This is a genomic window from Streptomyces sp. NPDC043876, assembly GCF_056435825.1.
The window spans coordinates 412,263-438,440 of the sequence record NZ_JBWKDV010000005.1; the positions used below are offsets into that span (position 1 = coordinate 412,263).

Here is a 26,178-nt window from a genome sequence, read left to right on the forward strand (position 1 = left end):
CGCGATGTTCCGCCGTACCTTCTGGTTCACCGCAGGCGCAGCCGCCGGCGTGTGGGCCACCACCAAGGTGAACCGTAAGCTCAAGCAGCTGACCCCGGAGAGCCTCGCCGCGCAGGCCGCCGACAAGGCGCTGGAAGCGGGCCACCGGCTCAAGGACTTCGCCCTCGACGTCAAAGCGGGAATGACGCAGCGCGAGGACGAGCTGAACGACGCACTGGGCCTGCACCAGGATCCCGACCGGCCCGACAACGTCACCGCCCTCCCCGGGCCGCGGCGGCTGCGGGCCCTCGGGACCGACGCGGGCCCGCACAAGAACGACCCCCCGAAGTTTTCGTACAACCGGAATGAGGACCACTGATGGAGTCGGCTGAAATCCGCCGCCGCTGGCTGAGCTTCTTCGAGGAGCGCGGTCACGCCGTTGTCCCTTCGGCGTCGCTCATCGCGGACGACCCGACTCTGCTGCTGGTCAACGCGGGCATGGTCCCGTTCAAGCCGTACTTCCTGGGTGAGGTCAAGCCGCCCGCCCAGCGGCTGACCAGCGTCCAGAAGTGCGTGCGCACGCCGGACATCGAAGAGGTCGGCAAGACCACCCGCCACGGCACGTTCTTCCAGATGTGCGGCAACTTCTCCTTCGGCGACTACTTCAAGGAAGGCGCCATCACCTACGCCTGGGAGCTGCTCACCAGCTCCGTGGCGGACGGCGGCTACGGCCTGGAGCCCGAGAAGCTCTGGATCACGGTCTACCTCGACGACGACGAGGCCGAGCAGATCTGGCGCGAGAAGATCGGCGTGCCCGCCGAGCGCATCCAGCGCCTGGGCAAGAAGGACAACTTCTGGTCCATGGGCGTGCCCGGACCCTGCGGCCCCTGCTCCGAGATCAACTACGACCGCGGCCCCGAGTTCGGCGTCGAGGGCGGCCCGGCCGTCAACGACGAGCGGTACGTGGAGATCTGGAACCTGGTCTTCATGCAGTTCGAGCGCGGCGCGGGCGAGAACAAGGAAGACTTCCCGATCCTCGGCGACCTGCCGTCGAAGAACATCGACACCGGCCTCGGTCTCGAACGCCTCGCCATGATCCTGCAGGGCGTGCAGAACATGTACGAGACCGACACCCTGCGCGTGGTCATGGACAAGGCCACCGAGCTGACGGGCGTGCGCTACGGCGCCGCCCAGGACAGCGACGTCTCGATGCGCGTGGTCGCCGACCACATCCGCACCTCCGCCATGCTCATCGGCGACGGGGTGACCCCCGGCAACGAGGGCCGCGGCTACGTGCTGCGCCGCATCATGCGCCGCGCCATCCGCAACATGCGCCTCATGGGCGCCACCGGCCCGGTCGTCCTGGACCTCATCGGCGTCGTCATCGACACCATGGGCCTGCAGTACCCGGAGCTGGTCACCGACCGCAAGCGGATCGAGACCGTCGCCCTCGCCGAAGAGGCCGCCTTCCTCAAGGCCCTCAAGGGCGGCACGAACATCCTCGACACCGCCATCAGCGAGACCAAGGCCGCGGGCGGCTCGGTCCTGGCCGGGGACAAGGCGTTCCTGCTCCACGACACCTGGGGCTTCCCGATCGACCTCACCCTGGAGATGGCCTCCGAGCAGGGCCTCTCCGTGGACGAGCCGGGCTTCCGGCGCCTGATGCAGGAGCAGCGGGACAAGGCCAAGGCCGACGCCCGCGCCAAGAAGACCGGTCACGCCGACCTGTCCGCCTACCGCGAGGTGGCCGACCACTCCGGCGAGACCGAGTTCACCGGCTACGGCTCCACCGAGGGCGAGTCCACCATCGTGGGCCTCCTCGTCGACGGGGTCTCCTCGCCCGCCGCCTCCGAGGGCGACGAGGTCGAGATCGTCCTGGACCGCAGCCCCTTCTACGCCGAGGGCGGCGGTCAGCTCGCCGACCAGGGCCGGATCAAGCTGCACTCGGGCGCGGTCGTCCAGATCCGCGACGTGCAGAAGCCGGTCCCGGGCGTGCACGTGCACAAGGGTGTCGTCCAGGTCGGCGAGGTCACGGTGGGCGCCTCGGCGTACGCCGTCATCGACGTCAAGCGCCGCCGGGCCATCGCCCGCGCGCACTCGGCCACCCACCTGACCCACCAGGCCCTGCGCGACGCCCTCGGCCCGACGGCCGCCCAGGCCGGTTCCGAAAACTCGCCCGGCCGCTTCCGCTTCGACTTCGGCTCGCCGAACGCCGTCCCCGGCACGGTGCTCACCGACGTCGAGCAGAAGATCAACGACGTGCTGGCGCGCGAGCTGGACGTCACCGCCGAGGTCATGAGCATCGACGAGGCGAAGAAGCAGGGCGCCATCGCCGAGTTCGGCGAGAAGTACGGCGAGCGCGTGCGCGTCGTCACCATCGGCGACTTCTCCAAGGAGCTGTGCGGCGGCACCCACGTCGGCAACACCGCTCAGCTCGGCCTGGTCAAGCTGCTCGGCGAGTCCTCCATCGGTTCCGGCGTGCGCCGCGTCGAGGCCCTGGTCGGCGTGGACGCGTACAACTTCCTCGCCAAGGAGCACACGGTCGTCGCCCAGCTCCAGGAGCTGGTCAAGGGCCGTCCCGAGGAGCTGCCGGAGAAGATCGCCTCCATGCTCGGCAAGCTGAAGGACGCCGAGAAGGAGATCGAGAAGTTCCGCGCGGAGAAGGTGCTCCAGGCCGCCGCCGGTCTGGTCGCCGGCGCCCAGGACGTTCGCGGCGTCGCCGTGGTCACCGGCCAGGTGCCGGACGGCACCGGCGCCGACGACCTGCGCAAGCTGGTCCTCGACGTCCGCGGCCGCGTCCCCGGGGACCGTCCGGTCGTCGTGGCCCTCTTCACGGTCGCGAGCGGCCGCCCGCTCACCGTCATCGCCACCAACGAGGCCGCCCGCGAGCGCGGCCTCAAGGCCGGCGACCTGGTGCGCGCGGCCGCCAAGACCCTCGGCGGCGGTGGCGGCGGCAAGCCGGACGTCGCCCAGGGCGGCGGGCAGAACCCGGACGCCATCGGCGAGGCCATCGCCGCGGTCGAGCGCCTCGTCGGCGAGACGGCCTGACGATGACGCTGCGCCGTGGCCGACGCCTCGCGATCGATGTCGGTGACGCCCGGATCGGGGTCGCCTCCTGCGACCCCGACGGGGTGCTGGCCACACCGGTCGAAACCGTGCCGGGACGCGACGTCCCGGCCGCGCACAAGCGGCTGCGGCAGCTCGTGGCGGAGTACGAGCCCCTCGAAGTCGTGGTCGGCCTCCCCCGCTCGCTCAGCGGGCGGGAGGGGCCGGCCGCGGCCAAGTGCCGTGCCTTCGCCATGGAGCTGGCCAAGGGCATCAAGCCCGTGGGGGTGCGCCTGGTGGACGAGCGGATGACGACGGTCACCGCGGCCCAGGGCCTACGGGCCTCGGGGCGCAACGCCAAGAAGGGCCGGTCGGTCATCGACCAGGCGGCCGCCGTGGTCATCCTCCAGAACGCGCTGGAGACCGAACGGGTATCAGGTAATCCGCCCGGTGAGTGCGTCGAAGTGGTTGTCTGATCGCGATACGGTAACGTTCCGCGCGATGTGACGGCATTCGAACAGCCGTCGCCCACCACTTCTGAGGCGGAACCGGGTGCCGCGGCCCACCAAGCAGCCGCTGCCTCCGTCTCGCGGCTCTAGGGGACCGATGACCGAGTATGGACGGGGCTCTGGCCCTGAACCGTGGCACCCAGAGGACCCTCTCTACGGGGACCCGGCGTGGGCGCACCAGACCCAGCAGGGTCAGCTGCCCCACGACGTCGGCCGGCAGCAGTATCCGCAGGAGCCGCAGTACCACGGGCAGCCGCCGCAGCCGCAGTACCAGCAGCCGCAGCAGCAGTACGCCGCGCACCCGCAGCACCCCCAGCAGCAGTACCCCGCGGAGTACCAGGGCTACGCGCCCGAGCACCCGCAACAGCAGCAGCAGCACCCCCAGCAGCAGTATGCGCAGCAGCCGCAACAGCAGCAGCCGGTGTACGACGGCGGCCCGCCGGTCCAGGAGGTCTGGGACACCGGCCAGGGCCAGCAGGCCGTGCCCTACGGCGTGGACCCGTACGCCCAGCAGCCGGTGCCGTACCCGGGGGAGGCCCCGGACGACTACGGCACCGACCGCGCCTACCCGCCGCCGCAGCCCCCCGGCCGCCGCCACCTCGTCCCCGAGCCCTCCACCGAGTGGCAGGACGAGAGCGCCGAGCCGCAGGACGAGGAGGACGGGTCCTTCCTCGCGGCCGGCGGCGGGGGCGAGGACGAGCCCCCCACGGGCCGCCGCGGCCGCGGCAAGGGCAAGGACGACAAGAACAAGGGATCGAGACGCGCGGGCTCGGCGTGCCTGATCGCCGCCCTGGTCATCGTCGGCGCGGTCGGCGGCGTCGGCTACTACGGCTTCTCCTACATCAAGGCGAAGCTCGGCATGGCCGAGGACTACTCGGGCGAGGGCACCACCGCGGTCGACGTGGAGATCCCCAAGGGCGCGACGCTCGGCCAGATGGGCGCCATCCTGGAGAAGGCCGGCGTGGTCGCCAGCGCCCAGGCCTTCGTCAACGCGGCGCAGCAGAACCCCAAGGGCAGCGGGATCCAGCCCGGCCTCTACCCGCTGCGCAAGCAGATGTCGGCGAAGTCCGTCGTCGACATCATGTCCGACCCCTCGAAGCTCAACGTCATCATCGTCGCCGAGGGCCTGCGCAACGTGAAGGTCTACGAGACGATCGACAAGAAGCTCAAGCTCCAGGAGGGCACCACCCAGGAGCTGGCCAAGCGGGAGGTCAAGACGCTCGGCCTGCCCGCCTGGGCCGAGGACGGCAAGGGGCTCAAGGACCCGCTGGAAGGATTCCTCTATCCGGCGCGCTACGACGTCACCACCGGGATCACCCCGCAGGACCTGCTCAAGAAGATGGTCAAGAACGCCACCGACAAGTACGCGGCGCTCGGCATCGAGGGCAAGGCCAAGGACCTCGGCCTCAAGAACCCGCTGGAAGTCGTCACCGTCGCGAGCCTGGTCCAGGCGGAGGGCAACAAGCACGAGGACTACCGCAAGATGGCGGCCGTCATCTACAACCGCCTCAAGCCCTCGAACACCGTCACCAACCAGAAGCTCGAATTCGACTCGACGATCAACTACATCAAGGGCACGAGCAACATCAACGTCTCCCGCGAGGAGACGCGGTCCATCGACGACCCGTACAACACCTACAAGAACCGGGGCCTGCCGCCCGGGGCCATCAGCAACCCCGGCGCCGACGCGCTCAACGCGGTCCTGAACCCCGACAAGGACGGCTGGATGTTCTTCGTCTCGGTCGACGGGAACAAGACCACCTTCACCAAGACCCTCGCCGAGCACAACAAGCTCGTCGAGGAGTTCAACACGCGCCAGGCAGAGAAGAAGCAGCAGCAGAGCGGTGGGTAGCGAGAACATGTCACGGATAAGGGCCGCGGTGCTGGGTTCGCCCATCGAGCACTCCCTCTCACCGGTGCTGCACCGCGCCGCCTACCGGGAGCTGGGCCTCGTCGACCGGTCCTACGACCGGTTCGAGATCGACGAGGCCGCGCTCCCGGCCTTCCTCGCCGGGCTCGGCCCCGACTGGGCGGGCCTGTCGCTGACCATGCCGCTCAAGCGGGCCGTCATGCCGCTGCTCGACGAGGTCAGCGCGACCGCCGCCTCCGTGGAAGCGGTCAACACGGTCGTCTTCACCGAGGACGGCCGCCGGGTCGGCGAGAACACCGACATCCCCGGCATCGTCTCCGCGCTGCGCGAGCGCGGGGTCGAGAAGGTCCCGTCGGCCGCGATCCTGGGCGCGGGCGCCACCGCCTCCTCCGCGCTGGCCGCCCTCGCCCGGGTCTGCTCCGGCGAGGTGACGGCGTACGTCCGCTCCGCCGACCGGGCGGACGAGATGCGCCGCTGGGGCGAGCGGCTCGGCGTGCCCGTCCGCACCGCCGACTGGGCGGCCGCCGCCGGAGCGCTGCACGCGCCGCTGGTGATCGCGACCACCCCGGCCGGTGCCACCGACGCGCTCGCCGCGGCCGTCCCGGAGCGGCCCGGCACCCTGTTCGACGTGCTCTACGACCCCTGGCCGACGGCGCTGGCCGCGGCGTGGAGCGGCCGCGGCGGCGCGCTGGTCGGCGGGCTCGACCTGCTCGTCCACCAGGCCGTCCTCCAGGTCGAGCTGATGACCGGCCGCTCTCCCGGCCCGCTCGCCGCGATGCGGGCCGCCGGGGAACGCGCCCTGGCCGCCCGGTAGATCCACCCGGCCGACCGGCCCGTACCCGCCCGAGCCCCTCCCGACCTGCCACAGTGGCGTCCGATAGCTGGACCGGAGGCCGGGACATCGGCCCGGACATGGGAGGATCGGGGTCGGCGGGCCCGGGCGGCGCACCCGGTCGCGCCGTAGCTGTGCCAGGCGCGAGCATGAGGAGCATCGTTGAGCAGGTTGCGTTGGCTGACCGCCGGGGAGTCGCACGGACCGGCGCTGGTAGCGACGCTGGAGGGGCTTCCCGCCGGCGTTCCGGTCACCACCGAACTGGTGGCCGACCACCTGGCGCGCCGCCGGCTCGGATACGGCCGCGGTGCCCGGATGAAGTTCGAGCAGGACGTGGTGACCTTCCTCGGCGGTGTCCGCCACGGGCTGTCCCTCGGCTCCCCGGTCGCCGTCATGGTGGGCAACTCCGAATGGCCGAAGTGGGAGAAGGTCATGTCGGCCGATCCCGTCGACCCGGCCGAGCTGGAGGGCTCCGGGCGCAACGCCCCGCTGACCCGCCCGCGCCCCGGCCACGCCGACCTCGCCGGCATGCAGAAGTACGGCTTCGACGAGGCCCGCCCGATCCTGGAGCGCGCCAGCGCCCGCGAGACGGCCGCCCGCGTCGCCCTCGGCGCCATCGCCCGGTCCTTCATCAAGGAGACCGCGGGCATCGAGATCGTCTCCCACGTGGTGGAGCTGGCCTCCGCCAAGGCCCCGTACGGCGTCTACCCGACCCCCGCGGACGTCGACAAGCTCGACGCCGACCCGGTGCGCTGCCTCGACGCCGACGCGTCGAAGGCGATGGTCGCGGAGATCGACCAGGCCCACAAGGACGGCGACACCCTCGGCGGCGTCGTCGAGGTGCTCGCCTACGGCGTCCCGGTCGGCCTCGGTTCGCACGTCCACTGGGACCGGCGCCTGGACGCGCGGCTCGCCGCCGCGCTCATGGGCATCCAGGCGATCAAGGGCGTCGAGGTCGGCGACGGCTTCGAGCTGGCCCGCGTCCCCGGGTCCAAGGCGCACGACGAGATCGTCTCCACCCCCGAGGGCATCAAGCGCACCTCCGGCCGCTCCGGCGGCACCGAGGGCGGCCTCACCACCGGCGAGCTGCTGCGCGTACGGGCCGCCATGAAGCCGATCGCGACCGTGCCCCGCGCGCTCGCCACCGTCGACGTGGCGACCGGCGAGGCGACCGTCGCCCACCACCAGCGCTCCGACGTGTGCGCCGTCCCCGCGGCGGGCATCGTCGCCGAGGCGATGGTCGCCCTCGTGCTGGCCGACGCCGTCGTGGAGAAGTTCGGCGGCGACTCGGTCAACGAGACCCGGCGCAACGTCCGCTCGTACCTCGACAACCTGCAGATCCGGTGACCGGCGGCCCCCTGGTCGTCCTCGTCGGACCGATGGGGTCCGGCAAGTCCACGGTGGGGCAGCTGCTCGCCGAGCGGCTCGGCGTGCCCTACCGGGACACGGACGCGGACATCGTCGCCGCCGAGGGCCGGCCCATCGCGGACCTCTTCGTCGACGAGGGCGAACCGTACTTCCGCGACCTGGAACGGGCGGCCGTCGCCGAGGCCGTCGCCGGGCACACCGGAGTCCTCGCCCTCGGCGGCGGCGCCGTCCTCGACGACGGCACCCGGGCCCTGCTCGCCGGGCTGCCCGTCGCCTACCTGTCGATGGACACCGACGAGGCGGTCCGCCGGGTCGGCCTCGGCGCCGCCCGGCCCCTGCTCGCGGTCAATCCGCGGCGCCAGTGGCGCGAGCTGATGGACGCCCGCCGCCACCTGTACACCGAAGTCGCGCGCGTCGTGGTGGCCACCGACGACCGCACCCCCGAAGAGGTCGCCCAGGCGGTCCTCGACGCTCTGGAGTTGAAGGACGTATGACAGACCAGGTGACCCGCATCCAGGTCGGCGCAAGCGCTGGACACGACGCGTACGACGTGCTGGTCGGCCGGCAACTGCTCGGCGAGCTGGGCACCCTGATCGGCACCAAGGCGCAGCGCGTCGCGGTGATCCACCCCGAGGCGCTGGCCTCCACGGGTGAGGCGCTGCGCGACGACCTCGCGGCCCAGGGATACGAAGCGGTCGCCATCCAGGTGCCGAACGCCGAAGAGGCCAAGACCGTCGAGGTCGCGGCGTACTGCTGGAAGGCGCTCGGCCAGTCCGGCTTCACCCGCACCGACGTGATCGTCGGCGTCGGCGGCGGCGCCACCACCGACCTCGCGGGCTTCGTCGCGGCCTCCTGGCTGCGCGGGGTGCGCTGGATCGCCGTGCCGACCACCGTCCTCGCGATGGTCGACGCGGCCGTGGGCGGCAAGACGGGCATCAACACCGCCGAGGGCAAGAACCTCGTCGGCGCCTTCCACCCGCCCGCCGGGGTGCTGTGCGACCTGGCGGCCCTCGACTCGCTGCCGGTCAACGACTACGTCAGCGGCCTCGCCGAGATCATCAAGGCCGGGTTCATCGCCGACCCGGTGATCCTCGACCTGATCGAGGGCGACCCTCAGGCGGCCCGGACCCCCGAGGGACCGCACACGGCCGAGCTGATCGTGCGCTCCATCCGGGTCAAGGCCGACGTGGTCTCCAGCGACCTCAAGGAGTCGGGCCTGCGGGAGATCCTCAACTACGGACACACCCTCGCCCACGCGATCGAGAAGAACGAGCGCTACAAGTGGCGCCACGGCGCCGCCGTGTCGATCGGCATGGTCTTCGCCGCCGAACTGGGCCGCCTCGCCGGACGGCTCGACGACGCGACCGCCGAGCGGCACAAGAGCGTGCTCGCCTCGGTGGGCCTGCCGCTGACCTACCGCGGCGACCAGTGGCCCAAGCTGCTGGAGACCATGAAGGTCGACAAGAAGTCCCGCGGCGACCTGCTGCGCTTCATCGTCCTGGACGGGCTGGCCAAGCCGACCGTCCTGGAGGGCCCGGACCCGTCGGTGCTGGTCGCGGCCTACGGCGAGGTGTCCGCGTGAGCCGCAAGGTGCTCGTGCTGAACGGCCCGAACCTCGGCCGGCTGGGCTCGCGCGAGCCCGACGTGTACGGGGCCACCTCCTACGCGGGGCTGGTCGAGAGCTGCCAGAGCCTCGGCCGGGAGCTCGGCTTCGACGTCGAGGTCCGCGAGACCAACGACGAGGGCCAGCTGGTGCGCTGGCTGCACGAGGCCGCCGACGGGAAGGTGCCGGTGGTCATCAACCCCGGCGCCTTCACGCACTACTCGTACGCCATGCGGGACGCGGCGGCGCAGCGCACCGCCCCGCTGATCGAGGTGCACATCTCGAACCCCTACGCCCGCGAGGAATTCCGGCACACGTCGGTCATCGCCTCGGTGGCGACCGGGACCGTGGCGGGCTTCGGGCTCGGCTCCTACCGGCTCGCCCTGCACGCGCTGGCGGAAGAACTGCCCGCCGCCTGAGATAACGTTCTCGCATCAGTCCTCGCCTGAACGAGACGGAGTGGCAGCGGATGCAGCACGGAGTGGGGGGATGGGGCGAGCCGGGACAGCATCCGGCCGCCCCCGCGCAGCCGCCGATAACCCCCGTGCCCGGCTGGGCGGCGCCGCCGCCCACCGGCCCGCCGCGCCCGGCGGACCCGCCGCGGCACCACGCGGGCCCGCCGCACCACGCGGGCCCGCCGCACCACGCGGGCCCGCCGCACCACGCGGAACCGGGGCACCACCCGGGCCCGCCGCACCCGCCGTCGGCTCCGGCCGGCCCGCCGCACCCGCAGCCCGCGGGCCCGCCGCACCCCGCCGGCCCCCCGACGGCCGTCCCGGCTCCCGCGCCCGCGCAGCCGCCCGCCGGGACGCCCCTGCAGCCCGCCTACGTGCCCGGTACGGGCGCGCGGCCCACGGGGACGGTGGCACCCGTCCCCGAGGCCACCGGGCACATCCCGCTCCCGGCGGTGGCCCCGCCCGCCCCCGGGACCGGCGTCGCCACCCTGGCCGTGCTCCTCATCGGCCCCGCCGGCGCGGGCAAGACCACCGTGGCCCGGCACTGGGCCGGCTCCCGGCAGGTGCCGACGGCCCACATCAGCCTGGACGACGTCCGCGAGTGGGTCTGCTCCGGCTTCGCCGACCCGCAGGCGGGCTGGAACGACCACTCCGAGGCCCAGTACCGGCTCGCCCGCCGCACCTGCGGCTTCGCCGCCCGCAACTTCCTGGCCAACGGGATCTCCTGCATCCTCGACGACGCCGTCTTCCCCGACCGGCCCGTGGTGGGGCTGGGCGGCTGGAAGCGGCACGTGGGACCCGGCCTGCTGCCGGTGGTCCTGCTGCCCGGCCTGGAGATCGTCCTGGAGCGCAACGCGGCCCGCTCCGGCAACCGCCGCCTCTCCGACGAGGAAGTCGCCCGGATCCACGGCCGGATGGCCGGCTGGTACGGCTCCGGCCTGCCCATCATCGACAACTCGCAGCTGGACGTGGAGGGCACCGCCCGCGCCCTCGACGAGGTCCTGGCCCGCGCCATCGCCGCCCCCGGCGGCTGGTGACGGCGGCCCCCTGCGGGCCGGTGATCCCCCGGCCCGCAGGGCCCGTACGCGGCCCGCTCCCCGACCGGACGCGCTCGCCGGGCCGGATGCGCGGGGCGCTCGTACGCTCGAAGACATGTCAGACGTGTACGCGGCCCGTCGGGCCCTGCTTCGCGACCGCTGTGCCGCAGCGGGCAACTCCGCCGCGCTGATCACGCGTCCGGCCAACGTCCGCTACCTGACCGGCGCCTTCCCCGAGGGCGCGGTCCTGCTGGTCGGGCCAGCCGAGGACGTCCTCTTCTGCGCCGCCCCGCCCACCGGCGAAGCGGACGAGGGCCGGCTCGACGACCAGCTGCGGCTGTCCGTCCCGGCCGGGCCGGGCGGTGATCCGGCCGTCGCGGCGGCCGACCTCGCCACCGGCCGGGACGTGCGCGCGGAGGTGCTGGCCGTCGAGGAACACCACCTCACCGTCGCCCGGCACCGCGCCCTGCTCTCGGTCGCTCCCGGGCTGCGGCTCGCCGACCTCGGGCCCGCCGTCGAACAGCAGCGGCTGATCAAGGACGAGGAGGAGATCGCCTGCCTGCGGATCGCCGCCGAGATCGCCGACCAGGCCCTCGGCGAACTCCTGGAGTCCATCCTCGTCGGCCGGACCGAACGCCACCTCGCCCTGGAGCTGGAACGCCGCCTCGTGGACCACGGCGCCGACGGCCCGGCGTTCGCCACCTCCGTCGGCACCGGCCCGCACTCCGGCCGCTCCCGGCACCGGCCCTCCGACCGCCGGGTGGAGGAGGGGGATTTCCTCTCGGTCTGCCTGGGCGCGAACTACCGGGGCTACCGGTGTGAGATCGGCCGTACCTTCGTCATCGGCACCACCCCCGCGGACTGGCAGATCGAGCTGTACGAACTCGTCTTCGCCGCTCAGCGGGCGGGCCGCGAAGCCCTGGTGCCCGGGGCCGCGTACCGCGACGTGGACCACGCGGCGCGCTCCGTCCTGGACTCCGCGGGCCACGGCGAGGCCCTCGCGCCGTCGACCGGACACGGCGTCGGTCTCGAAATCGACGAGGACCCGCAGCTTGCACCTACAGCAATGGGTAAACTGGACGCTTGCGTGCCGGTCACCGTCGAACCGGGGGTTCACCTCCCTGGCCGGGGCGGCGTCCGGATCGATGACACGCTCGTCGTGCGCCCCGAGGCGGACGGCGGACCCGAGCTACTCACCATCACGACCAAGGAGCTGCTCGCGCTCTAGCTTTGCTGTGCGCGCCACCCGTGGTCCACCAGTCCAGGAGATTTCGCAACCGTGGCTTCCACGAACGACCTCAAGAACGGCATGGTGCTCAAGCTCGACGGGGGCCAGCTCTGGTCCGTCGTCGAGTTCCAGCACGTCAAGCCCGGCAAGGGCCCGGCCTTCGTGCGCACCAAGCTCAAGAGCGTGATGTCCGGCAAGGTCGTCGACAAGACGTTCAACGCCGGCACCAAGGTCGAGACGGCCACCATTGACCGCCGTGACATGCAGTTCTCGTACATGGACGGCGACTACTTCGTCTTCATGGACATGAGCACCTTCGACCAGCTCATGGTCGACCGCAAGGCCGTCGGCTCGGCCGCCAACTTCCTGATCGAGGGCTTCACCGCCTCCGTCGCGCAGCACGAGGGCGAGGTGCTCTACGTCGAGCTGCCGGCCGCCGTCGAGCTCGTGATCGAGCACACGGACCCGGGCGTCCAGGGCGACCGCTCCACCGGCGGCACCAAGCCCGCCAAGCTGGAGACCGGTCACGAGATCCAGGTCCCGCTCTTCGTCACCACCGGCGAGAAGGTCAAGGTCGACACCCGTACCAGCGACTACCTCGGCCGGGTGAACAGCTAACCGTGGGAGCCCGGAGCAACGCCCGCAAGCGTGCTTTCCAGATCCTCTTCGAGGCCGATCAGCGCGACGTGCCCGTGCGCGAGGTCCTCGCCGACTGGGTCCGTCACTCACGGAACGACACCGAGGGCCGTCAGCCGGCGGTCAGCGAGTACACGATGAACCTCGTCGAGGGGTACGCCGACAAGGTGGACCGCATCGACGACCTGATCATCACCTACGCCGTGGACTGGGACATCGACCGCATGCCGGTCGCGGACCGGAACATCGTGCGGCTGGGTGCCTACGAGCTGATCTGGGTCGACGAGACCCCGGACGCCGTGGCGATCGACGAGGCCGTCCAGCTCGCCAAGGAGTTCTCCACGGACGAGTCCCCCTCGTTCGTGAACGGGCTGCTGGCCCGTTTCAAGGACCTCAAGCCGAAGCTCCGGCGGGACGAGCGCGACTAGTCGCCGCCCGTTCCGGACACCGGTTCACAGGTACGCGCAGGGCCCGCAGCGCATCGCGCGCTGCGGGCCCTGCGCGTGTCCGCTTCCGGCGCGGGGAGCAAAAAACCGGTGGGGCCGGGAAGCGCATGGCTTCCCGGCCCCACCGGTAAACGTTTCTGCTGGGCCTGGGCCCGGTGTGTATCGCGGGATCCGAGCGGGGCTCAGATCTCCTCGTGGGTCACGGCACGACGGGCGTCCGCGTCCAGCACGCCCCAGCTGATGAGCTGCTCGGTCAGCACCGAGGGGGACTGGTCGTAGATCACCGCGAGGGTGCGCAGGTCGTCCTGGCGGATCGAGAGCACCTTGCCGTTGTAGTCGCCGCGCTGGCTCTGGATCGTCGCCGCGTAGCGCTGGAGCGGGCCGGCCTTCTCGGCGGGGACGTGGGCCAGGCGCTCCAGGTCCAGGCGCAGCTTCGGCGGCGGCTCGGCCGCTCCGCCCGGCGTGGTGCCCGGCAGGAGCTCCTGCACCGGCACCCCGTAGAAGTCCGCCAGCTCGGCGAGGCGCTGGACGGTCACGGCGCGGTCCCCGCGCTCGTACGACCCGACCACCACGGCCTTCCACCGACCCTGGGACTTCTCCTCGACACCGTGGAGGGAAAGGCCCTGCTGGGTGCGGATGGCACGGAGCTTGGCCCCGAGCTGCTTGGCGTATTCGCTGGACATAACGCTCCCGGACGCTGTGACGCTGTGATGGTGGGGACAACGTGCGGCTGCGCCGCGCGGCTGGTAACTCACTGTGAGGTTACGCAGCGTTACTTGGATGCGTCAAGCCGAATGGTGCCGTCGGCCCCCTCCGAGGGGACCCCGGCGACCCCGGTCCGGCCGCCCGCGAGGGCCCTGGTACCGTGGACGACGTACCACCCGGCTGCCCCAGGCAGTCGGCCCGACGTCCTTTAAGGTCCGTCCCGTGAGGCGGAGAAGGAGGTCCTCTTCATGGACGCTCAGCCCGACCGGCAGACCGGCGACGGTGCCCGCCCCGTACTGGAGGCGCAGGACATCGCCCGGGTCCTGACCCGCATCGCCCACGAGATCGTCGAACGCGCCAAGGGCGCCGACGACGTGGTGCTCCTCGGCATCCCCACCCGCGGGGTCTTCCTCGCCCGCCGCCTCGCGGCCAAGCTCGAAGAGATCACCGGCACCAAGGTCCCGGTCGGCTCCCTCGACATCACCATGTACCGCGACGACCTGCGGATGAAGCCCGCCCGGGCGATCGGCCGCACCGAGATCCCCGGCGACGGGGTCGACGGCCGGCTCGTGGTCCTCGTCGACGACGTGCTCTTCTCCGGCCGCACCATCCGCGCCGCCCTCGACGCCCTCGGCGACATCGGCCGTCCCCGCGCCGTCCAGCTCGCGGTCCTCGTCGACCGCGGCCACCGCGAACTGCCGATCCGCGCCGACTACGTCGGCAAGAACCTCCCCACCTCGCTGCGCGAGACCGTCATGGTCCAGCTCCAGGAGGAGGACGGCCGCGACGCCGTACTGCTCGGCCAGCGGACCGCCCCGGCAGGCGGGCAGTAGCCCACACGCGTGAGGGCCCCCTCCGTGGGGGTCCGCGCCGGCGTGCGCCCGCACGCCGCTCCACCGACGCCTGCCCGCACCCCGGCAGCCCGCCCGACCTCCCAGACCCCCGGACCCACGGAGCACCCAGATGAAGCGCCACCTCATCTCGGCCGCAGATCTCTCGCGCGACGACGCCGTCCTCATCCTCGACACCGCCGAGGAGATGGCCCGGGTCGCCGACCGGCCGATAAAGAAGCTGCCCACCCTGCGCGGCCTGACCATCTGCAACCTCTTCTTCGAGGACTCGACCCGCACCCGGATCTCCTTCGAGGCCGCCGAGAAGCGCCTCTCCGCCGATGTGATCAACTTCGTCGCCAAGGGGTCCAGCGTCTCCAAGGGCGAATCCCTCAAGGACACCGCCCAGACCCTGGACGCCATGGGCATCGACGCCGTGGTCATCCGCCACAGCGCCTCCGGAGCCCCGTACCGGCTGGCCACCTCCGGCTGGATCGACGTCCCGGTCATCAACGCCGGTGACGGCACCCACCAGCACCCGACCCAGGCCCTGCTGGACGCCTTCACCATGCGCCGCCGCCTCGTCGGCCCCGACGCGCTCGGCCAGGACCTCACCGGCAAGCGCATCACCCTCGTCGGCGACGTCCTGCACAGCCGGGTCGCCCGCTCCAACGTCGACCTGCTGCACACCCTCGGCGCGCACGTCACCCTGGTGGCCCCGCCCACCCTGGTCCCGATCGGCATCGAGAGCTGGCCCTGCGAGGTCTCGTACGACCTCGACGAGGTGCTGCCGGCGTCGGACGCGGTCATGATGCTGCGTGTGCAGCGAGAGCGGATGAACGCCGCCTTCTTCCCCACCGAGCGCGAGTACTCCCGGCGCTACGGCCTCGACGGCGAGCGCATGGCCAAGCTGCCCGCGCACGGCATCGTGATGCACCCCGGCCCCATGGTCCGGGGCATGGAGATCACCGCCGAGGTCGCCGACTCCGACCGCTGCACCGTCGTCGAGCAGGTCGCCAACGGCGTGTCCATCCGCATGGCGGTCCTGTACCTCCTGCTGGGCGGCAACGAGTCCGCCGTCAGCCACGCCCGCCCCGTCGAATCGGAGAGCAAGTAAAGATGAGCAAGATCCTTATTCGTGGCGCGAAGGTGCTCGGCGGCGAGGCGCAGGACGTCCTGATCGACGGCGAGACCATCGCCGCCGTCGGCAGCGGCATCGACGCCGGTGACGCGACCGTCATCGAAGCCGCCGGACAGGTCCTGCTCCCCGGCCTGGTCGACCTGCACACCCACCTGCGCGAGCCGGGCCGCGAGGACTCCGAGACCGTCCTCACCGGCACCCGCGCCGCCGCCGGCGGCGGCTACACCGCCGTCTTCGCCATGGCGAACACCTTCCCGGTCGCCGACACCGCCGGCGTCGTCGAGCAGGTCTGGCGCCTGGGCAAGGAGTCCGGCTACTGCGACGTGCAGCCCATCGGCGCCGTCACCGTCGGCCTGGAGGGCAAGAAGCTCTCCGAGCTGGGCGCCATGCACGAGTCCGCCGCCCGCGTCACCGTCTTCTCCGACGACGGCAAGTGCGTCGACGACGCCGTGATCATGCGGCGCGCGCTGGAGTACGTGAAGGCCTTCGGCGGCGTCGTCGCCCAGCACGCCCAGGAACCCCGCCTCACCGAGGGCGCCCAGATGAACGAGGGCGTCGTCTCCGCCGAGCTCGGCCTCGGCGGCTGGCCCGCCGTCGCCGAGGAGTCGATCATCGCCCGCGACGTCCTCCTCGCCGAGCACGTCGGTTCCCGCGTGCACATCTGCCACCTCTCCACGGCCGGCTCCGTCGAGATCGTGCGCTGGGCCAAGTCCCGCGGCATCGACGTGACCGCCGAGGTCACCCCGCACCACCTCCTCCTCACCGACGAGCTCGTGCGCTCCTACGACCCCGTCTACAAGGTCAACCCGCCGCTGCGCACCGAGCGCGACGTGCTGGCCCTGCGCGAGGCGCTCGCCGACGGCACGATCGACATCGTCGCCACCGACCACGCCCCGCACCCCCACGAGGACAAGGACTGCGAGTGGGCCGCCGCCGCCATGGGCATGGTCGGCCTGGAGACCGCGCTCTCCGTCGTCCAGCAGACGATGGTCGAGACCGGCCTGCTCGACTGGGCGGGCGTCGCCGACCGCATGTCGCTGCGCCCCGCGCGCATCGGCGGCCTGGAGAACCACGGCCGCCCCGTCTCGGCAGGTGAACCCGCGAACCTGACCTTGGTCGATACCTCGTACCGTGGTGTCGTGGACCCCGCACACTTCGCCTCCCGCAGCCGCAACACGCCCTACGAGGGCCGCGAGCTTCCGGGACGCGTCACTCACACCTTCCTGCGGGGCCGGGCAACGGTCGTGGACGGGAAACTGGCGTGACACCTGCAGTGATCCAACTGGCCGCCGAGGCCGCCGGACGACAGTCGGCGGAGGTGACGGACTGGGACGCGCGCATCGCGTGGGTGCTCGGCCTGCTCGTCTTCATCGCCTTCGTGTACTGGCTGATGCGGCAGGGCTGGAAGTGGCGCGGCGCGCTGCAGAACGACCTGCCCGCGCTGCCCACCGCCCCGAGCGGGCTCCCCGAGCACCGGCTCGCCCTGACCGGGCGCTACCACGGCTCGACGACCGCCGGCCAGTGGCTCGACCGGATCGTCGCCCACGGCCTCGGCATCCGCAGCCGCGTCGAGCTGACGCTCACCGACACCGGCCTCGACGTGGTCCGTCCGGGTGCCACCGACTTCTTCGTGCCGACCGCGCAGCTGCGCGGCGCCCGCCTCGACAAGGGGATCGCGGGCAAGGTACTGACCGAGGGCGGGCTGCTCGTCGTCACCTGGGCGCACGGCGACAAGCTGATCGACTCCGGATTCCGCTCCGACCGGGCGGCCGAACACGCCGCCTGGGTCGAAGCCATCAACTCCATGAACCACTCGCACACGACGGAAGGCGCCGAACGATGACGACCTCCACCAGGGGAGCAGCCAAAGCTCCCGCCGTACTCGTCCTGGAGGACGGCCGCATCTTCCGCGGGCGCGCCTACGGGGCCGTGGGGGAGACCTTCGGCGAAGCCGTGTTCTCCACCGGCATGACCGGCTACCAGGAGACGCTGACCGACCCGTCCTACCACCGCCAGGTCGTCGTGATGACCGCCCCGCACGTGGGCAACACCGGCGTCAACGACGAGGACCCCGAGTCCGGCCGCATCTGGGTCGCCGGATACGTCGTCCGCGACCCCGCCCGCGTCCCCTCCAACTGGCGCTCGCAGCGCTCGCTGGACGAGGAGCTGGTCCGCCAGGGCGTCGTCGGCATCTGCGGCGTCGACACCCGCGCCCTGACCCGCCACCTGCGCGAGCGCGGCGCCATGCGCGTCGGCATCTTCTCCGGCGAGGCGGTGATGGACGACGCCGTACTGCTGGCGAAGGTCCAGGACGCCCCCCAGATGAAGGGCGCCGACCTCGCCGCCGAGGTCGCCACCAAGGAGGCGTACGTCGTCCCCGCGATCGGCGAGAAGAAGTTCACCGTCGCCGCCGTGGACCTCGGCATCAAGGGCATGACCCCGCACCGGATGGCCGAGCGCGGCATCGAGGTGCACGTGCTGCCCGCCACCGCCACCGTCGAGGACGTCTACGCCGTCAACCCCGACGGCGTCTTCTTCTCCAACGGCCCCGGCGACCCGGCCACCGCCGACGGCCCCGTCTCCGTGATGCAGGGCGTCCTCGCCCGCAAGACGCCGCTCTTCGGCATCTGCTTCGGCAACCAGATCCTGGGCCGCGCCCTCGGCTTCGGCACCTACAAGCTGAAGTACGGCCACCGCGGCATCAACCAGCCGGTGCAGGACCGCACGACCGGCAAGGTCGAGGTCACCGCGCACAACCACGGCTTCGCCGTCGACGCGCCCCTCGACAAGGTCTCCGACACGGCCTACGGCCGCGCCGAGGTCTCCCACGTCTGCCTGAACGACCAGGTCGTCGAGGGCCTCCGGCTGCTCGACCAGCCGGCCTTCAGCGTCCAGTACCACCCCGAGGCGGCCGCCGGCCCGCACGACGCCGCGTACCTCTTCGACCGTTTCGTGAATCTGATGGAGGCCGAGCGTGCCTAAGCGCACCGATATCCAGTCCGTCCTGGTCATCGGCTCCGGCCCGATCGTCATCGGCCAGGCCGCCGAGTTCGACTACTCCGGCACCCAGGCCTGCCGCATCCTCAAGGCCGAGGGCCTGCGCGTCATCCTGGTGAACTCCAACCCGGCGACGATCATGACCGACCCGGAGATCGCCGACGCCACCTACGTCGAGCCGATCACCCCCGAGTTCGTCGAGAAGATCATCGCGAAGGAGCGCCCCGACGCGCTCCTGCCGACCCTCGGCGGCCAGACCGCGCTCAACACCGCGATCTCCATGCACGAGCAGGGCGTCCTGGAGAAGTACGGCGTCGAGCTCATCGGCGCCAACGTCGAAGCCATCAACAAGGGCGAGGACCGCGACCTCTTCAAGGGCGTCGTCGAAGCCGTCAAGGAGAAGATCGGCTACGGCGAATCCGCCCGCTCGGTCATCTGCCACTCGATGGACGACGTCATCCAGGGCGTCGAGACCCTCGGCGGCTACCCCGTCGTCGTCCGCCCCTCCTTCACCATGGGCGGCGCCGGCTCCGGCTTCGCCCACAACGAGGACGAGCTGCGCCGCATCGCCGGCCAAGGCCTCACGCTCTCCCCGACCACCGAGGTGCTCCTGGAGGAGTCCATCCTCGGCTGGAAGGAGTACGAGCTGGAGCTGATGCGCGACACCAAGGACAACGTCGTCGTCGTCTGCTCCATCGAGAACTTCGACCCCATGGGCGTCCACACCGGCGACTCGATCACCGTCGCCCCGGCGATGACGCTGACCGACCGCGAGTACCAGCGGCTGCGCGACATCGGCATCGCGATCATCCGCGAGGTCGGCGTCGACACCGGCGGCTGCAACATCCAGTTCGCGATCGACCCCGCCGACGGCCGGGTCATCGTCATCGAGATGAACCCGCGCGTGTCCCGCTCGTCCGCGCTCGCGTCGAAGGCCACCGGCTTCCCGATCGCCAAGATCGCCGCCAAACTGGCCATCGGCTACACGCTCGACGAGGTCCCCAACGACATCACCGAGAAGACGCCGGCCTCCTTCGAGCCGTCCCTCGACTACGTCGTCGTCAAGGCCCCGCGCTTCGCCTTCGAGAAGTTCCCGAACGCGGACTCCACCCTCACCACCACCATGAAGTCGGTGGGCGAGGCCATGGCCATCGGACGCAACTTCACCGAGGCGCTGCAGAAGGCCCTGCGCTCCCTGGAGAAGAAGGGCTCGCAGTTCACCTTCGTCGGCGAGCCCGGCGACAAGGACGAGCTGCTGCGCACCGCGGCCCGCCCGACCGACGGCCGCATCAACACCGTCATGCAGGCCATCCGGGCCGGCGCCACCCAGGAAGAGGTCTTCGACTCCACGAAGATCGACCCCTGGTTCGTCGACCAGATGTTCCTCATCAAGGAGATCGCCGACGACCTGGCCGCCGCCGAGAAGCTCCACCCCCAGCTGCTCGCCGAAGCCAAGCGCCACGGCTTCTCCGACGTCCAGATCGCCGAGATCCGCGGCCTGCGCGAGGACGTCGTCCGCGAGGTCCGCCACGCGCTCGGCGTGCGCCCGGTCTACAAGACCGTCGACACCTGCGCCGCCGAGTTCGCCGCGAAGACCCCGTACTTCTACTCGTCCTACGACGAGGAGTCCGAGGTCGCCCCCCGCGAGAAGCCCGCGGTGATCATCCTGGGCTCCGGCCCGAACCGCATCGGCCAGGGCATCGAGTTCGACTACTCCTGCGTCCACGCCTCCTTCGCGCTCAGCGACGCGGGCTACGAGACCGTGATGGTCAACTGCAACCCCGAGACCGTCTCGACCGACTACGACACCTCCGACCGCCTGTACTTCGAGCCGCTGACGCTCGAAGACGTGCTGGAGATCGTGCACGCCGAGTCCCTCGCGGGCCCCATCGCCGGCGTCATCGTCCAGCTCGGCGGCCAGACCCCCCTCGGTCTCGCCCAGGCGCTCAAGGACAACGGCGTCCCCGTCGTCGGCACCCCGCCGGAGGCCATCCACGCCGCCGAGGACCGCGGCGCCTTCGGCCAGGTCCTCGCCGACGCCGGCCTGCCCGCCCCGAAGCACGGCACCGCCACCACCTTCAAGGGCGCCAAGGCCATCGCCGACGAGATCGGCTACCCCGTCCTCGTACGGCCCTCGTACGTGCTCGGCGGCCGCGGCATGGAGATCGTCTACGACGAGGACCGCCTGTCCTCGTACATCGCCGAGTCCACCGAGATCAGCCCCACCCGGCCGGTCCTGGTCGACCGCTTCCTCGACGACGCCATCGAGATCGACGTCGACGCCCTCTACGACGGCACCGAGCTCTACCTCGGCGGCGTCATGGAGCACATCGAGGAAGCCGGCATCCACTCCGGCGACTCCGCCTGCGCGCTGCCCCCGATCACCCTCGGCGGCCACGACATCAAGCGCCTGCGCGCCTCCACCGAGGCCATCGCCAAGGGCGTCGGCGTCCGCGGCCTGATCAACATCCAGTTCGCGATGGCGGGTGACATCCTCTACGTCCTGGAGGCCAACCCGCGCGCCTCGCGCACCGTCCCCTTCACCTCGAAGGCGACCGCGGTCCCGCTCGCCAAGGCCGCCGCGCGCATCTCGCTCGGCACCACCATCGCCGAACTGCGCGCCGAGGGCCTGCTGCCGAAGAACGGCGACGGCGGCACCCTGCCGCTCGACGCGCCGATCTCCGTCAAGGAGGCCGTGATGCCGTGGAGCCGCTTCCGCGACATCCACGGCCGCGGCGTGGACACCGTCCTCGGCCCGGAGATGCGCTCCACCGGCGAGGTCATGGGCATCGACTCGGTCTTCGGCACGGCCTACGCCAAGTCGCAGGCCGGCGCCTACGGCCCGCTGCCCACCAAGGGCCGCGCGTTCATCTCCGTCGCCAACCGCGACAAGCGCTCCATGATCTTCCCGGCGCGCGAACTCGTCGCCCACGGCTTCGAGCTGCTCGCGACCTCCGGCACCGCCGAGGTACTGCGCCGCAACGGCATCAACGCCACCGTGGTGCGCAAGCTCAGCGAGGGCGAGGGCCCGGACGGCGAGAAGACCATCGTCCAGCTCATCCACGACGGCGACGTCGACCTCATCGTCAACACCCCGTACGGCACCGGCGGCCGCCTCGACGGCTACGAGATCCGCACGGCGGCCGTGGCGCGCAGCGTCCCCTGCCTGACCACGGTCCAGGCGCTCGCCGCCGCCGTCCAGGGCATCGACGCGCTCAACCGCGGCGACGTGGGCGTCCGTTCGCTCCAGGAGCACGCACAGCACCTGATCGCGGCCCGCGACTAGCAGACAACGCCCGTAGCCGTACGGGAGAGGGGGACACCGGACGCGCCGCGGCGCGCCGGGTGTCCCCCTCTTCATGAGCGCAGAAGGATCCTCAGCCCATGTACAAACTCTTCTTCGACCTGGTCTTCAAGCGGATGGACCCCGAGAAGGCCCATTACGCGGCCTTCCGCTGGATCCGGCTCGCCGCCCGCGTCCCGGTGCTGCGCACCTTCCTGGCGGCCGCCCTGGCCCCGCGCTTCAAGGAGCTGCGGACCGAGGCCCTCGGCCTGCGGATGCACGGACCCTTCGGCCTCGCCGCGGGCTTCGACAAGAACGCGGTCGCCATCGACGGCATGTCGATGCTCGGCTTCGACCACGTCGAGATCGGCACCGTCACCGCCGAGCCGCAGCCCGGCAACCCCAGGAAGCGCCTGTTCCGGCTGGTCCCGGACCGCGCGCTGATCAACCGCATGGGCTTCAACAACGAGGGCTCCGCGGCCGTCGCCGAGCGCCTCGCGACCCGCCGCCCCGTCTTCAGGACGGTCGTCGGCGTCAACATCGGCAAGACGAAGGTCGTGCCCGAGGACGAAGCCGTCGCGGACTACGTCGCCTCCACCGAACGGCTCGCCCCGCACGCGGACTACCTCGTCGTGAACGTGTCCTCGCCGAACACCCCCGGCCTGCGCAACCTCCAGGCCACGGAGTCGCTGCGGCCGCTGCTGACCGCCGTACGGGAGGCCGCGGACCGCGCGGTGACCGGCCGCCGGGTGCCGCTGCTCGTCAAGATCGCCCCCGACCTCGCCGACGAGGACGTGGACGCGGTCGCCGACCTCGCCCTGGAGCTGGGCCTGGACGGCATCATCGCCACCAACACCACGATCGCCCGCGAAGGCCTCGGCCTCACCTCGGCGCCCGAACTGGTCAAGGAGACCGGCGGCCTCTCCGGCGCGCCCGTCAAGGCGCGCTCCCTGGAGGTCCTGCGCCGCCTGTACGCCCGCGTGGGCGACCGGATCGTCCTGGTGGGCGTCGGGGGCGTCGAGAACGCCGAGGACGCCTGGCAGCGCATCCTGGCGGGCGCGACCCTGGTGCAGGGCTACAGCGCCTTCATCTACGAGGGCCCGTTCTACGCCCGCGCCATCCACAAGGGCCTGGCCGCGCGCCTGGCCAACAGCCCGTACGCGACCCTCGCCGAAGCGGTGGGCGCCGAGACCCGGAAGGCCGCGCTGTGACCTCTGCCCCCCTGACCCCCTTCGGCACGCGCCTGCGCGCGGCCATGGACGACCGCGGCCCGCTGTGCGTCGGGATCGACCCGCACGCGGCCCTGCTGGCGTCCTGGGGCCTCGACGACGGCATCGCGGGGCTGGAGAGGTTCTCCCGGACCGTCGTGGAGGCCCTGGCGGACCAGGTGGCCGTCTTCAAGCCGCAGGCCGCCTTCTTCGAGCGCTTCGGCTCGAAGGGCATCGCGGTGCTCGAGCGGACCGTCGCGGACGCCCGGGCCGCGGGCACGCTCGTGGTCATGGACGCCAAGCGCGGGGACATCGGCTCCACGATGGCCGCGTACGCGCAGACCTTCCTGGACCCGGCCTCGCCGCTCTTCTCCGACGCGCTGACCGTCTCCCCGTACCTCGGCTACGGCTCGCTCGCGCCCGCCGTGGAGCTGGCGCGGGCGTCGGGGGCGGGGCTCTTCGTGCTGGCCCTGACCTCAAACCCGGAGGGCGCCGAGGTGCAGCGGGCGGTGCGGGAGGACGGCCGGACCATCGGGGCGACGATGCTGGCGCACCTGGCCGCGGAGAACGCGGGCGCGGAGCCGATGGGGTCCTTCGGTGCGGTGGTGGGGGCGACCCTGGGGGACCTGTCCTCCTTCGACCTGGACATCAACGGGCCGCTGCTGGCGCCGGGCATCGGGGCGCAGGGTGCCACCGCCGCCGATCTGCCGGGGGTCTTCGGGGCGGCCGTGCGCAACGTCGTGCCGAACGTGTCCCGCGGGGTGCTGCGGCACGGGCCCGACGCCGGTGCGCTCCGCGCGTCGGCCCGCCAGTTCGCGGACGAGGTCCGCCAGGCCGTCGCCACGGCCTGATCCCGGCTCCACTCTCAGCCCCGTCGGCGTTTGAGGCGCCCCCGGAGGGCACGCGCCGGCCGCGGGCGGGCTCCGGCCTCAGCGGGACGGGCGGTGTCCGCCGAGGTGCCTCCGGCGGCGCCTCAAACGCCGGCGGGGCTGGGGTGGTGACCGCGGTCGGAATGCCGGCGGGGCTGGAGTGGGTGGCCCGTGCCGGGGACGCCTCTGGACGCTCGCCCCGACCTCGTGGGGCATATCCAGCCTCGCCGGCGTTTGAGGCGCCCCCGGAGGGCACGCGGCGGCCGGGGGCGGGCTCCGGCCTCAGCGGGACGGGCGGTGTCCGCCGAGGTGCCTCCGGCGGCGCCTCAAACGCCGGCGAGGCTGGAATGGCCGCGGTCGGAACGTCGGCGGGGCTGAAGTGGTGGCCGGGCCTCGAACGCCGGCGGGGTGGGAATGGCCGCGCCTCGAACGCCGGCGGGGTGGGAATGGCCGCGCTTCGAACGCCGGCGGGGCGGGAATGGCCGCGCTTCGAACGCCGACCGGGCCTGGCGCGGAGGGCGGTCGCCAGCGGACGTGGCTAATTCGTACGGCCTTCGCCGGACAAAAGCGGGGTGTTTTGTCTGTGATGTACGGTTCGGTGGAGGCTGACCAGGACTTTTCGTCCGTTCTCGCTGACTGGAGCGGCCTTGGCCGCTAGTCTCCGACCAGAGTGAGCGAACGGCGGACCTGCGGGACCGTCGTTCGTGGGGCTCGCCTGGTGAGGTGCCTTGTGTTCCCCACCGGTCCGTATCCGACAGTTCGACATCCGAGGTGACGTAGGCGTGGCTCTTCCGCCCCTTACCCCTGAACAGCGCGCAGCCGCGCTCGAAAAGGCCGCCGCGGCTCGCCGGGAGCGGGCCGAGGTGAAGAATCGACTCAAGCACTCCGGTGCCTCCCTGCACGAGGTCATCAAGCAGGGACAGGAGAACGATGTCATCGGCAAGATGAAGGTGTCCGCTCTCCTGGAGTCCCTGCCAGGCGTGGGCAAGGTCCGCGCCAAGCAGCTCATGGAGCGCCTCGGCATTTCCGAGTCCCGGCGTGTCCGAGGTCTCGGTTCCAACCAGATCGCTTCCCTGGAGCGCGAGTTCGGCGGCAGCGGCGCCTGACGCGTCACCCGAAGTTCTCCCGGTGTTCTCAGGCAGTCCTGGGAGACTGGATAATCGCTCTATGGCAGCAGAGGTACGTCCGCGGCTGACCGTGCTCTCCGGCCCCTCAGGGGTCGGCAAGAGCACGGTCGTCGCGCATATGCGCAAGGTTCACCCCGAGGTATGGCTCTCGGTGTCGGCCACCACCCGCAAGCCGCGGCCCGGTGAGCGTCACGGAGTCCACTACTTCTTCGTCACCGACGACGAGTTCGACAAGCTGATCGCCAATGGCGAGCTGCTGGAGTGGGCCGAGTTCGCGGGCAACCGCTACGGCACACCGCGCGGCGCGGTGCTGGAACGCCTGGACAAGGGCGAGCCGGTCCTGCTGGAGATCGACCTGCAGGGCGCCCGGCTCGTCCGCGAGTCGATGGCCGAGGCCCGGCTCGTCTTCCTGGCCCCGCCCAGCTGGGAGGAGCTGGTCCGCCGGCTCACCGGCCGGGGGACCGAGTCGGCCGAGGTCATCGAGCGCCGACTGGCCGCCGCGAAGATCGAACTCGCGGCCGAAGCGGAGTTCGACGTCACCCTTGTCAATACCTCCGTCGAGGACGTGGCCCGCGAGCTGCTAGCCTTGGTGGCAGTTGTTTGATCGTTGTTCGATCATTACCCATCTTCGGAAGGTAGAGCGTGTCCTCTTCCATGTCTGCGCCCGAGGGCATCATCAACCCGCCGATCGACGAGCTGCTCGAGGCCACCGACTCGAAGTACAGCCTCGTGATCTACGCGGCCAAGCGTGCCCGTCAGATCAACGCGTACTACTCGCAGCTCGGTGAGGGCCTGCTGGAGTACGTCGGCCCCCTCGTGGACACCCACGTCCACGAGAAGCCCCTTTCGATCGCGCTGCGCGAGATCAACGCGGGTCTGCTGACCTCCGAGGCCATCGAGGCCCCGGCCACTTAAGCAGTACGCGTCACCCGATTTTGTCACTCCAGGCCCGGTAGACCGACTGCCGGGCCTGTGGTGTGTCATGTGTCGTGTTCGGACAAGGGAGCAGT

General features: G+C 71.5%; 25 protein-coding genes. 24 read left to right on the forward strand and 1 reads right to left on the reverse strand.

Annotated features, from left to right (window positions below; all coding sequences use genetic code 11):
- Positions 1-4 precede the first annotated feature (4 nt).
- The 13 genes from AC0693_RS19125 (at position 5) to nusB (ending at position 12,990) form a co-directional block, all read left to right on the forward strand.
- On the forward strand, positions 5-358 hold the full coding sequence (locus AC0693_RS19125; RefSeq protein ID WP_356412117.1) for a DUF6167 family protein: 354 nt from the start codon (positions 5-7) through the stop codon (positions 356-358).
- Entirely contained in the window at positions 358-3,027 is a 2,670-nt protein-coding gene (gene alaS, locus AC0693_RS19130) for an alanine--tRNA ligase (RefSeq protein WP_468468798.1), read from the forward strand. Before AC0693_RS19125 ends, alaS begins: the two co-directional genes overlap by 1 nt.
- Positions 3,028-3,029: 2 nt before the next feature.
- On the forward strand, positions 3,030-3,500 hold the full coding sequence (gene ruvX / locus AC0693_RS19135) for a Holliday junction resolvase RuvX (RefSeq protein ID WP_469332248.1): 471 nt from the start codon (positions 3,030-3,032) through the stop codon (positions 3,498-3,500).
- Positions 3,501-3,630: 130 nt separating this feature from the next.
- Complete coding sequence (mltG, locus tag AC0693_RS19140) at positions 3,631-5,385, forward strand: endolytic transglycosylase MltG (RefSeq protein WP_469332246.1); 1,755 nt, start codon at positions 3,631-3,633, stop codon at positions 5,383-5,385.
- 7 nt (positions 5,386-5,392) lie between these two features.
- The gene (locus AC0693_RS19145) at positions 5,393-6,217 is read left to right on the forward strand and encodes a shikimate dehydrogenase (protein ID WP_478802362.1); all 825 of its coding nucleotides are present in this window, start codon (positions 5,393-5,395) and stop codon (positions 6,215-6,217) included.
- Between the two features lie 180 nt (positions 6,218-6,397).
- Positions 6,398-7,582 (forward strand): chorismate synthase, encoded by a 1,185-nt coding sequence (gene aroC, locus AC0693_RS19150; protein ID WP_356412125.1) that lies wholly within the window; start codon positions 6,398-6,400, stop codon positions 7,580-7,582.
- Complete coding sequence (locus AC0693_RS19155; RefSeq protein WP_356412127.1) at positions 7,579-8,097, forward strand: shikimate kinase; 519 nt, start codon at positions 7,579-7,581, stop codon at positions 8,095-8,097. The genes aroC and AC0693_RS19155 overlap by 4 nt, the downstream gene beginning before the upstream one ends.
- On the forward strand, positions 8,094-9,185 hold the full coding sequence (gene aroB / locus AC0693_RS19160) for a 3-dehydroquinate synthase (protein WP_356412129.1): 1,092 nt from the start codon (positions 8,094-8,096) through the stop codon (positions 9,183-9,185). Before AC0693_RS19155 ends, aroB begins: the two co-directional genes overlap by 4 nt.
- Positions 9,182-9,625: a type II 3-dehydroquinate dehydratase gene (gene aroQ / locus AC0693_RS19165; RefSeq protein WP_356412130.1), complete on the forward strand. Its 444-nt coding sequence runs from the start codon at positions 9,182-9,184 to the stop codon at positions 9,623-9,625. The genes aroB and aroQ overlap by 4 nt, the downstream gene beginning before the upstream one ends.
- 50 nt (positions 9,626-9,675) lie before the next feature.
- Positions 9,676-10,698, forward strand: a complete 1,023-nt coding sequence (locus AC0693_RS19170) for an AAA family ATPase (RefSeq protein WP_478802363.1) — start codon at positions 9,676-9,678, stop codon at positions 10,696-10,698.
- Positions 10,699-10,813: 115 nt separating this feature from the next.
- Positions 10,814-11,926, forward strand: coding sequence for an aminopeptidase P family protein (locus AC0693_RS19175; RefSeq protein ID WP_469320092.1), 1,113 nt, complete (start codon positions 10,814-10,816; stop codon positions 11,924-11,926).
- Between the two features lie 51 nt (positions 11,927-11,977).
- On the forward strand, positions 11,978-12,544 hold the full coding sequence (efp, locus tag AC0693_RS19180; RefSeq protein ID WP_351042088.1) for an elongation factor P: 567 nt from the start codon (positions 11,978-11,980) through the stop codon (positions 12,542-12,544).
- 2 nt (positions 12,545-12,546) lie between these two features.
- A complete protein-coding gene (gene nusB, locus AC0693_RS19185; RefSeq protein ID WP_469320093.1) occupies positions 12,547-12,990 on the forward strand; it encodes a transcription antitermination factor NusB in 444 nt (147 codons plus the stop codon).
- 200 nt (positions 12,991-13,190) lie between these two features.
- Here the strand turns inward: nusB and bldD are convergent, their stop codons facing one another.
- Positions 13,191-13,691, reverse strand: a complete 501-nt coding sequence (gene bldD / locus AC0693_RS19190; protein WP_283451446.1) for a transcriptional regulator BldD — start codon at positions 13,689-13,691, stop codon at positions 13,191-13,193.
- 270 nt (positions 13,692-13,961) lie between these two features.
- On the opposite strand from bldD, the gene pyrR reads away from it, so the two are divergent.
- The 11 genes from pyrR to rpoZ all read left to right on the forward strand — a co-directional run bounded on the left by pyrR (position 13,962) and on the right by rpoZ (position 26,083).
- Complete coding sequence (gene pyrR / locus AC0693_RS19195) at positions 13,962-14,546, forward strand: bifunctional pyr operon transcriptional regulator/uracil phosphoribosyltransferase PyrR (RefSeq protein WP_469320094.1); 585 nt, start codon at positions 13,962-13,964, stop codon at positions 14,544-14,546.
- 130 nt (positions 14,547-14,676) lie between these two features.
- Positions 14,677-15,660: an aspartate carbamoyltransferase catalytic subunit gene (locus AC0693_RS19200; protein ID WP_356412140.1), complete on the forward strand. Its 984-nt coding sequence runs from the start codon at positions 14,677-14,679 to the stop codon at positions 15,658-15,660.
- Positions 15,661-15,662: 2 nt separating this feature from the next.
- Positions 15,663-16,949: a dihydroorotase gene (locus AC0693_RS19205; RefSeq protein WP_478802364.1), complete on the forward strand. Its 1,287-nt coding sequence runs from the start codon at positions 15,663-15,665 to the stop codon at positions 16,947-16,949.
- On the forward strand, positions 16,946-17,527 hold the full coding sequence (locus AC0693_RS19210; RefSeq protein WP_469320096.1) for a PH-like domain-containing protein: 582 nt from the start codon (positions 16,946-16,948) through the stop codon (positions 17,525-17,527). The genes AC0693_RS19205 and AC0693_RS19210 overlap by 4 nt, the downstream gene beginning before the upstream one ends.
- Positions 17,524-18,666 carry a glutamine-hydrolyzing carbamoyl-phosphate synthase small subunit gene (carA, locus tag AC0693_RS19215; protein ID WP_469320097.1) on the forward strand — a complete coding sequence of 381 codons (1,143 nt, stop codon included), beginning with the start codon at positions 17,524-17,526 and terminating at the stop codon, positions 18,664-18,666. Before AC0693_RS19210 ends, carA begins: the two co-directional genes overlap by 4 nt.
- Positions 18,659-21,967, forward strand: a complete 3,309-nt coding sequence (gene carB, locus AC0693_RS19220) for a carbamoyl-phosphate synthase large subunit (protein WP_478802365.1) — start codon at positions 18,659-18,661, stop codon at positions 21,965-21,967. Before carA ends, carB begins: the two co-directional genes overlap by 8 nt.
- A gap of 98 nt (positions 21,968-22,065) precedes the next feature.
- Positions 22,066-23,175: a quinone-dependent dihydroorotate dehydrogenase gene (locus AC0693_RS19225; protein WP_469320098.1), complete on the forward strand. Its 1,110-nt coding sequence runs from the start codon at positions 22,066-22,068 to the stop codon at positions 23,173-23,175.
- 44 nt (positions 23,176-23,219) lie between these two features.
- On the forward strand, positions 23,220-24,023 hold the full coding sequence (pyrF, locus tag AC0693_RS19230) for an orotidine-5'-phosphate decarboxylase (RefSeq protein ID WP_478802409.1): 804 nt from the start codon (positions 23,220-23,222) through the stop codon (positions 24,021-24,023).
- Positions 24,024-24,823: 800 nt separating this feature from the next.
- Entirely contained in the window at positions 24,824-25,147 is a 324-nt protein-coding gene (locus AC0693_RS19235) for an integration host factor (protein ID WP_330329439.1), read from the forward strand.
- Between the two features lie 61 nt (positions 25,148-25,208).
- Positions 25,209-25,772: a guanylate kinase gene (gene gmk, locus AC0693_RS19240; protein WP_356410767.1), complete on the forward strand. Its 564-nt coding sequence runs from the start codon at positions 25,209-25,211 to the stop codon at positions 25,770-25,772.
- A 38-nt stretch (positions 25,773-25,810) separates the two neighbouring features.
- The gene (gene rpoZ / locus AC0693_RS19245; RefSeq protein ID WP_283451425.1) at positions 25,811-26,083 is read left to right on the forward strand and encodes a DNA-directed RNA polymerase subunit omega; all 273 of its coding nucleotides are present in this window, start codon (positions 25,811-25,813) and stop codon (positions 26,081-26,083) included.
- The last annotated feature ends 95 nt before the right edge of the window (positions 26,084-26,178 follow it).

Excerpts from the sequence above, each read along its gene's own strand:
- alaS (WP_468468798.1), top strand. The coding sequence starts at position 358 with ATGGAGTCGGCTGAAATCCGCCGCCGCTGGCTGAGCTTCTTCGAGGAG.
- AC0693_RS19145 (WP_478802362.1), top strand. The coding sequence starts at position 5,393 with ATGTCACGGATAAGGGCCGCGGTGCTGGGTTCGCCCATCGAGCACTCC.
- pyrF (WP_478802409.1), top strand. The coding sequence starts at position 23,220 with ATGGACGACCGCGGCCCGCTGTGCGTCGGGATCGACCCGCACGCGGCC.
- bldD (WP_283451446.1), bottom strand. The coding sequence starts at position 13,691 with ATGTCCAGCGAATACGCCAAGCAGCTCGGGGCCAAGCTCCGTGCCATC.
- AC0693_RS19205 (WP_478802364.1), top strand. The coding sequence starts at position 15,663 with ATGAGCAAGATCCTTATTCGTGGCGCGAAGGTGCTCGGCGGCGAGGCG.
- AC0693_RS19125 (WP_356412117.1), top strand. The coding sequence starts at position 5 with ATGTTCCGCCGTACCTTCTGGTTCACCGCAGGCGCAGCCGCCGGCGTG.
- carA (WP_469320097.1), top strand. The coding sequence starts at position 17,524 with ATGACGACCTCCACCAGGGGAGCAGCCAAAGCTCCCGCCGTACTCGTC.
- AC0693_RS19170 (WP_478802363.1), top strand. The coding sequence starts at position 9,676 with ATGCAGCACGGAGTGGGGGGATGGGGCGAGCCGGGACAGCATCCGGCC.
- aroB (WP_356412129.1), top strand. The coding sequence starts at position 8,094 with ATGACAGACCAGGTGACCCGCATCCAGGTCGGCGCAAGCGCTGGACAC.
- AC0693_RS19200 (WP_356412140.1), top strand. The coding sequence starts at position 14,677 with ATGAAGCGCCACCTCATCTCGGCCGCAGATCTCTCGCGCGACGACGCC.
- AC0693_RS19175 (WP_469320092.1), top strand. The coding sequence starts at position 10,814 with ATGTCAGACGTGTACGCGGCCCGTCGGGCCCTGCTTCGCGACCGCTGT.
- ruvX (WP_469332248.1), top strand. The coding sequence starts at position 3,030 with ATGACGCTGCGCCGTGGCCGACGCCTCGCGATCGATGTCGGTGACGCC.
- AC0693_RS19225 (WP_469320098.1), top strand. The coding sequence starts at position 22,066 with ATGTACAAACTCTTCTTCGACCTGGTCTTCAAGCGGATGGACCCCGAG.
- mltG (WP_469332246.1), top strand. The coding sequence starts at position 3,631 with ATGACCGAGTATGGACGGGGCTCTGGCCCTGAACCGTGGCACCCAGAG.
- gmk (WP_356410767.1), top strand. The coding sequence starts at position 25,209 with ATGGCAGCAGAGGTACGTCCGCGGCTGACCGTGCTCTCCGGCCCCTCA.
- pyrR (WP_469320094.1), top strand. The coding sequence starts at position 13,962 with ATGGACGCTCAGCCCGACCGGCAGACCGGCGACGGTGCCCGCCCCGTA.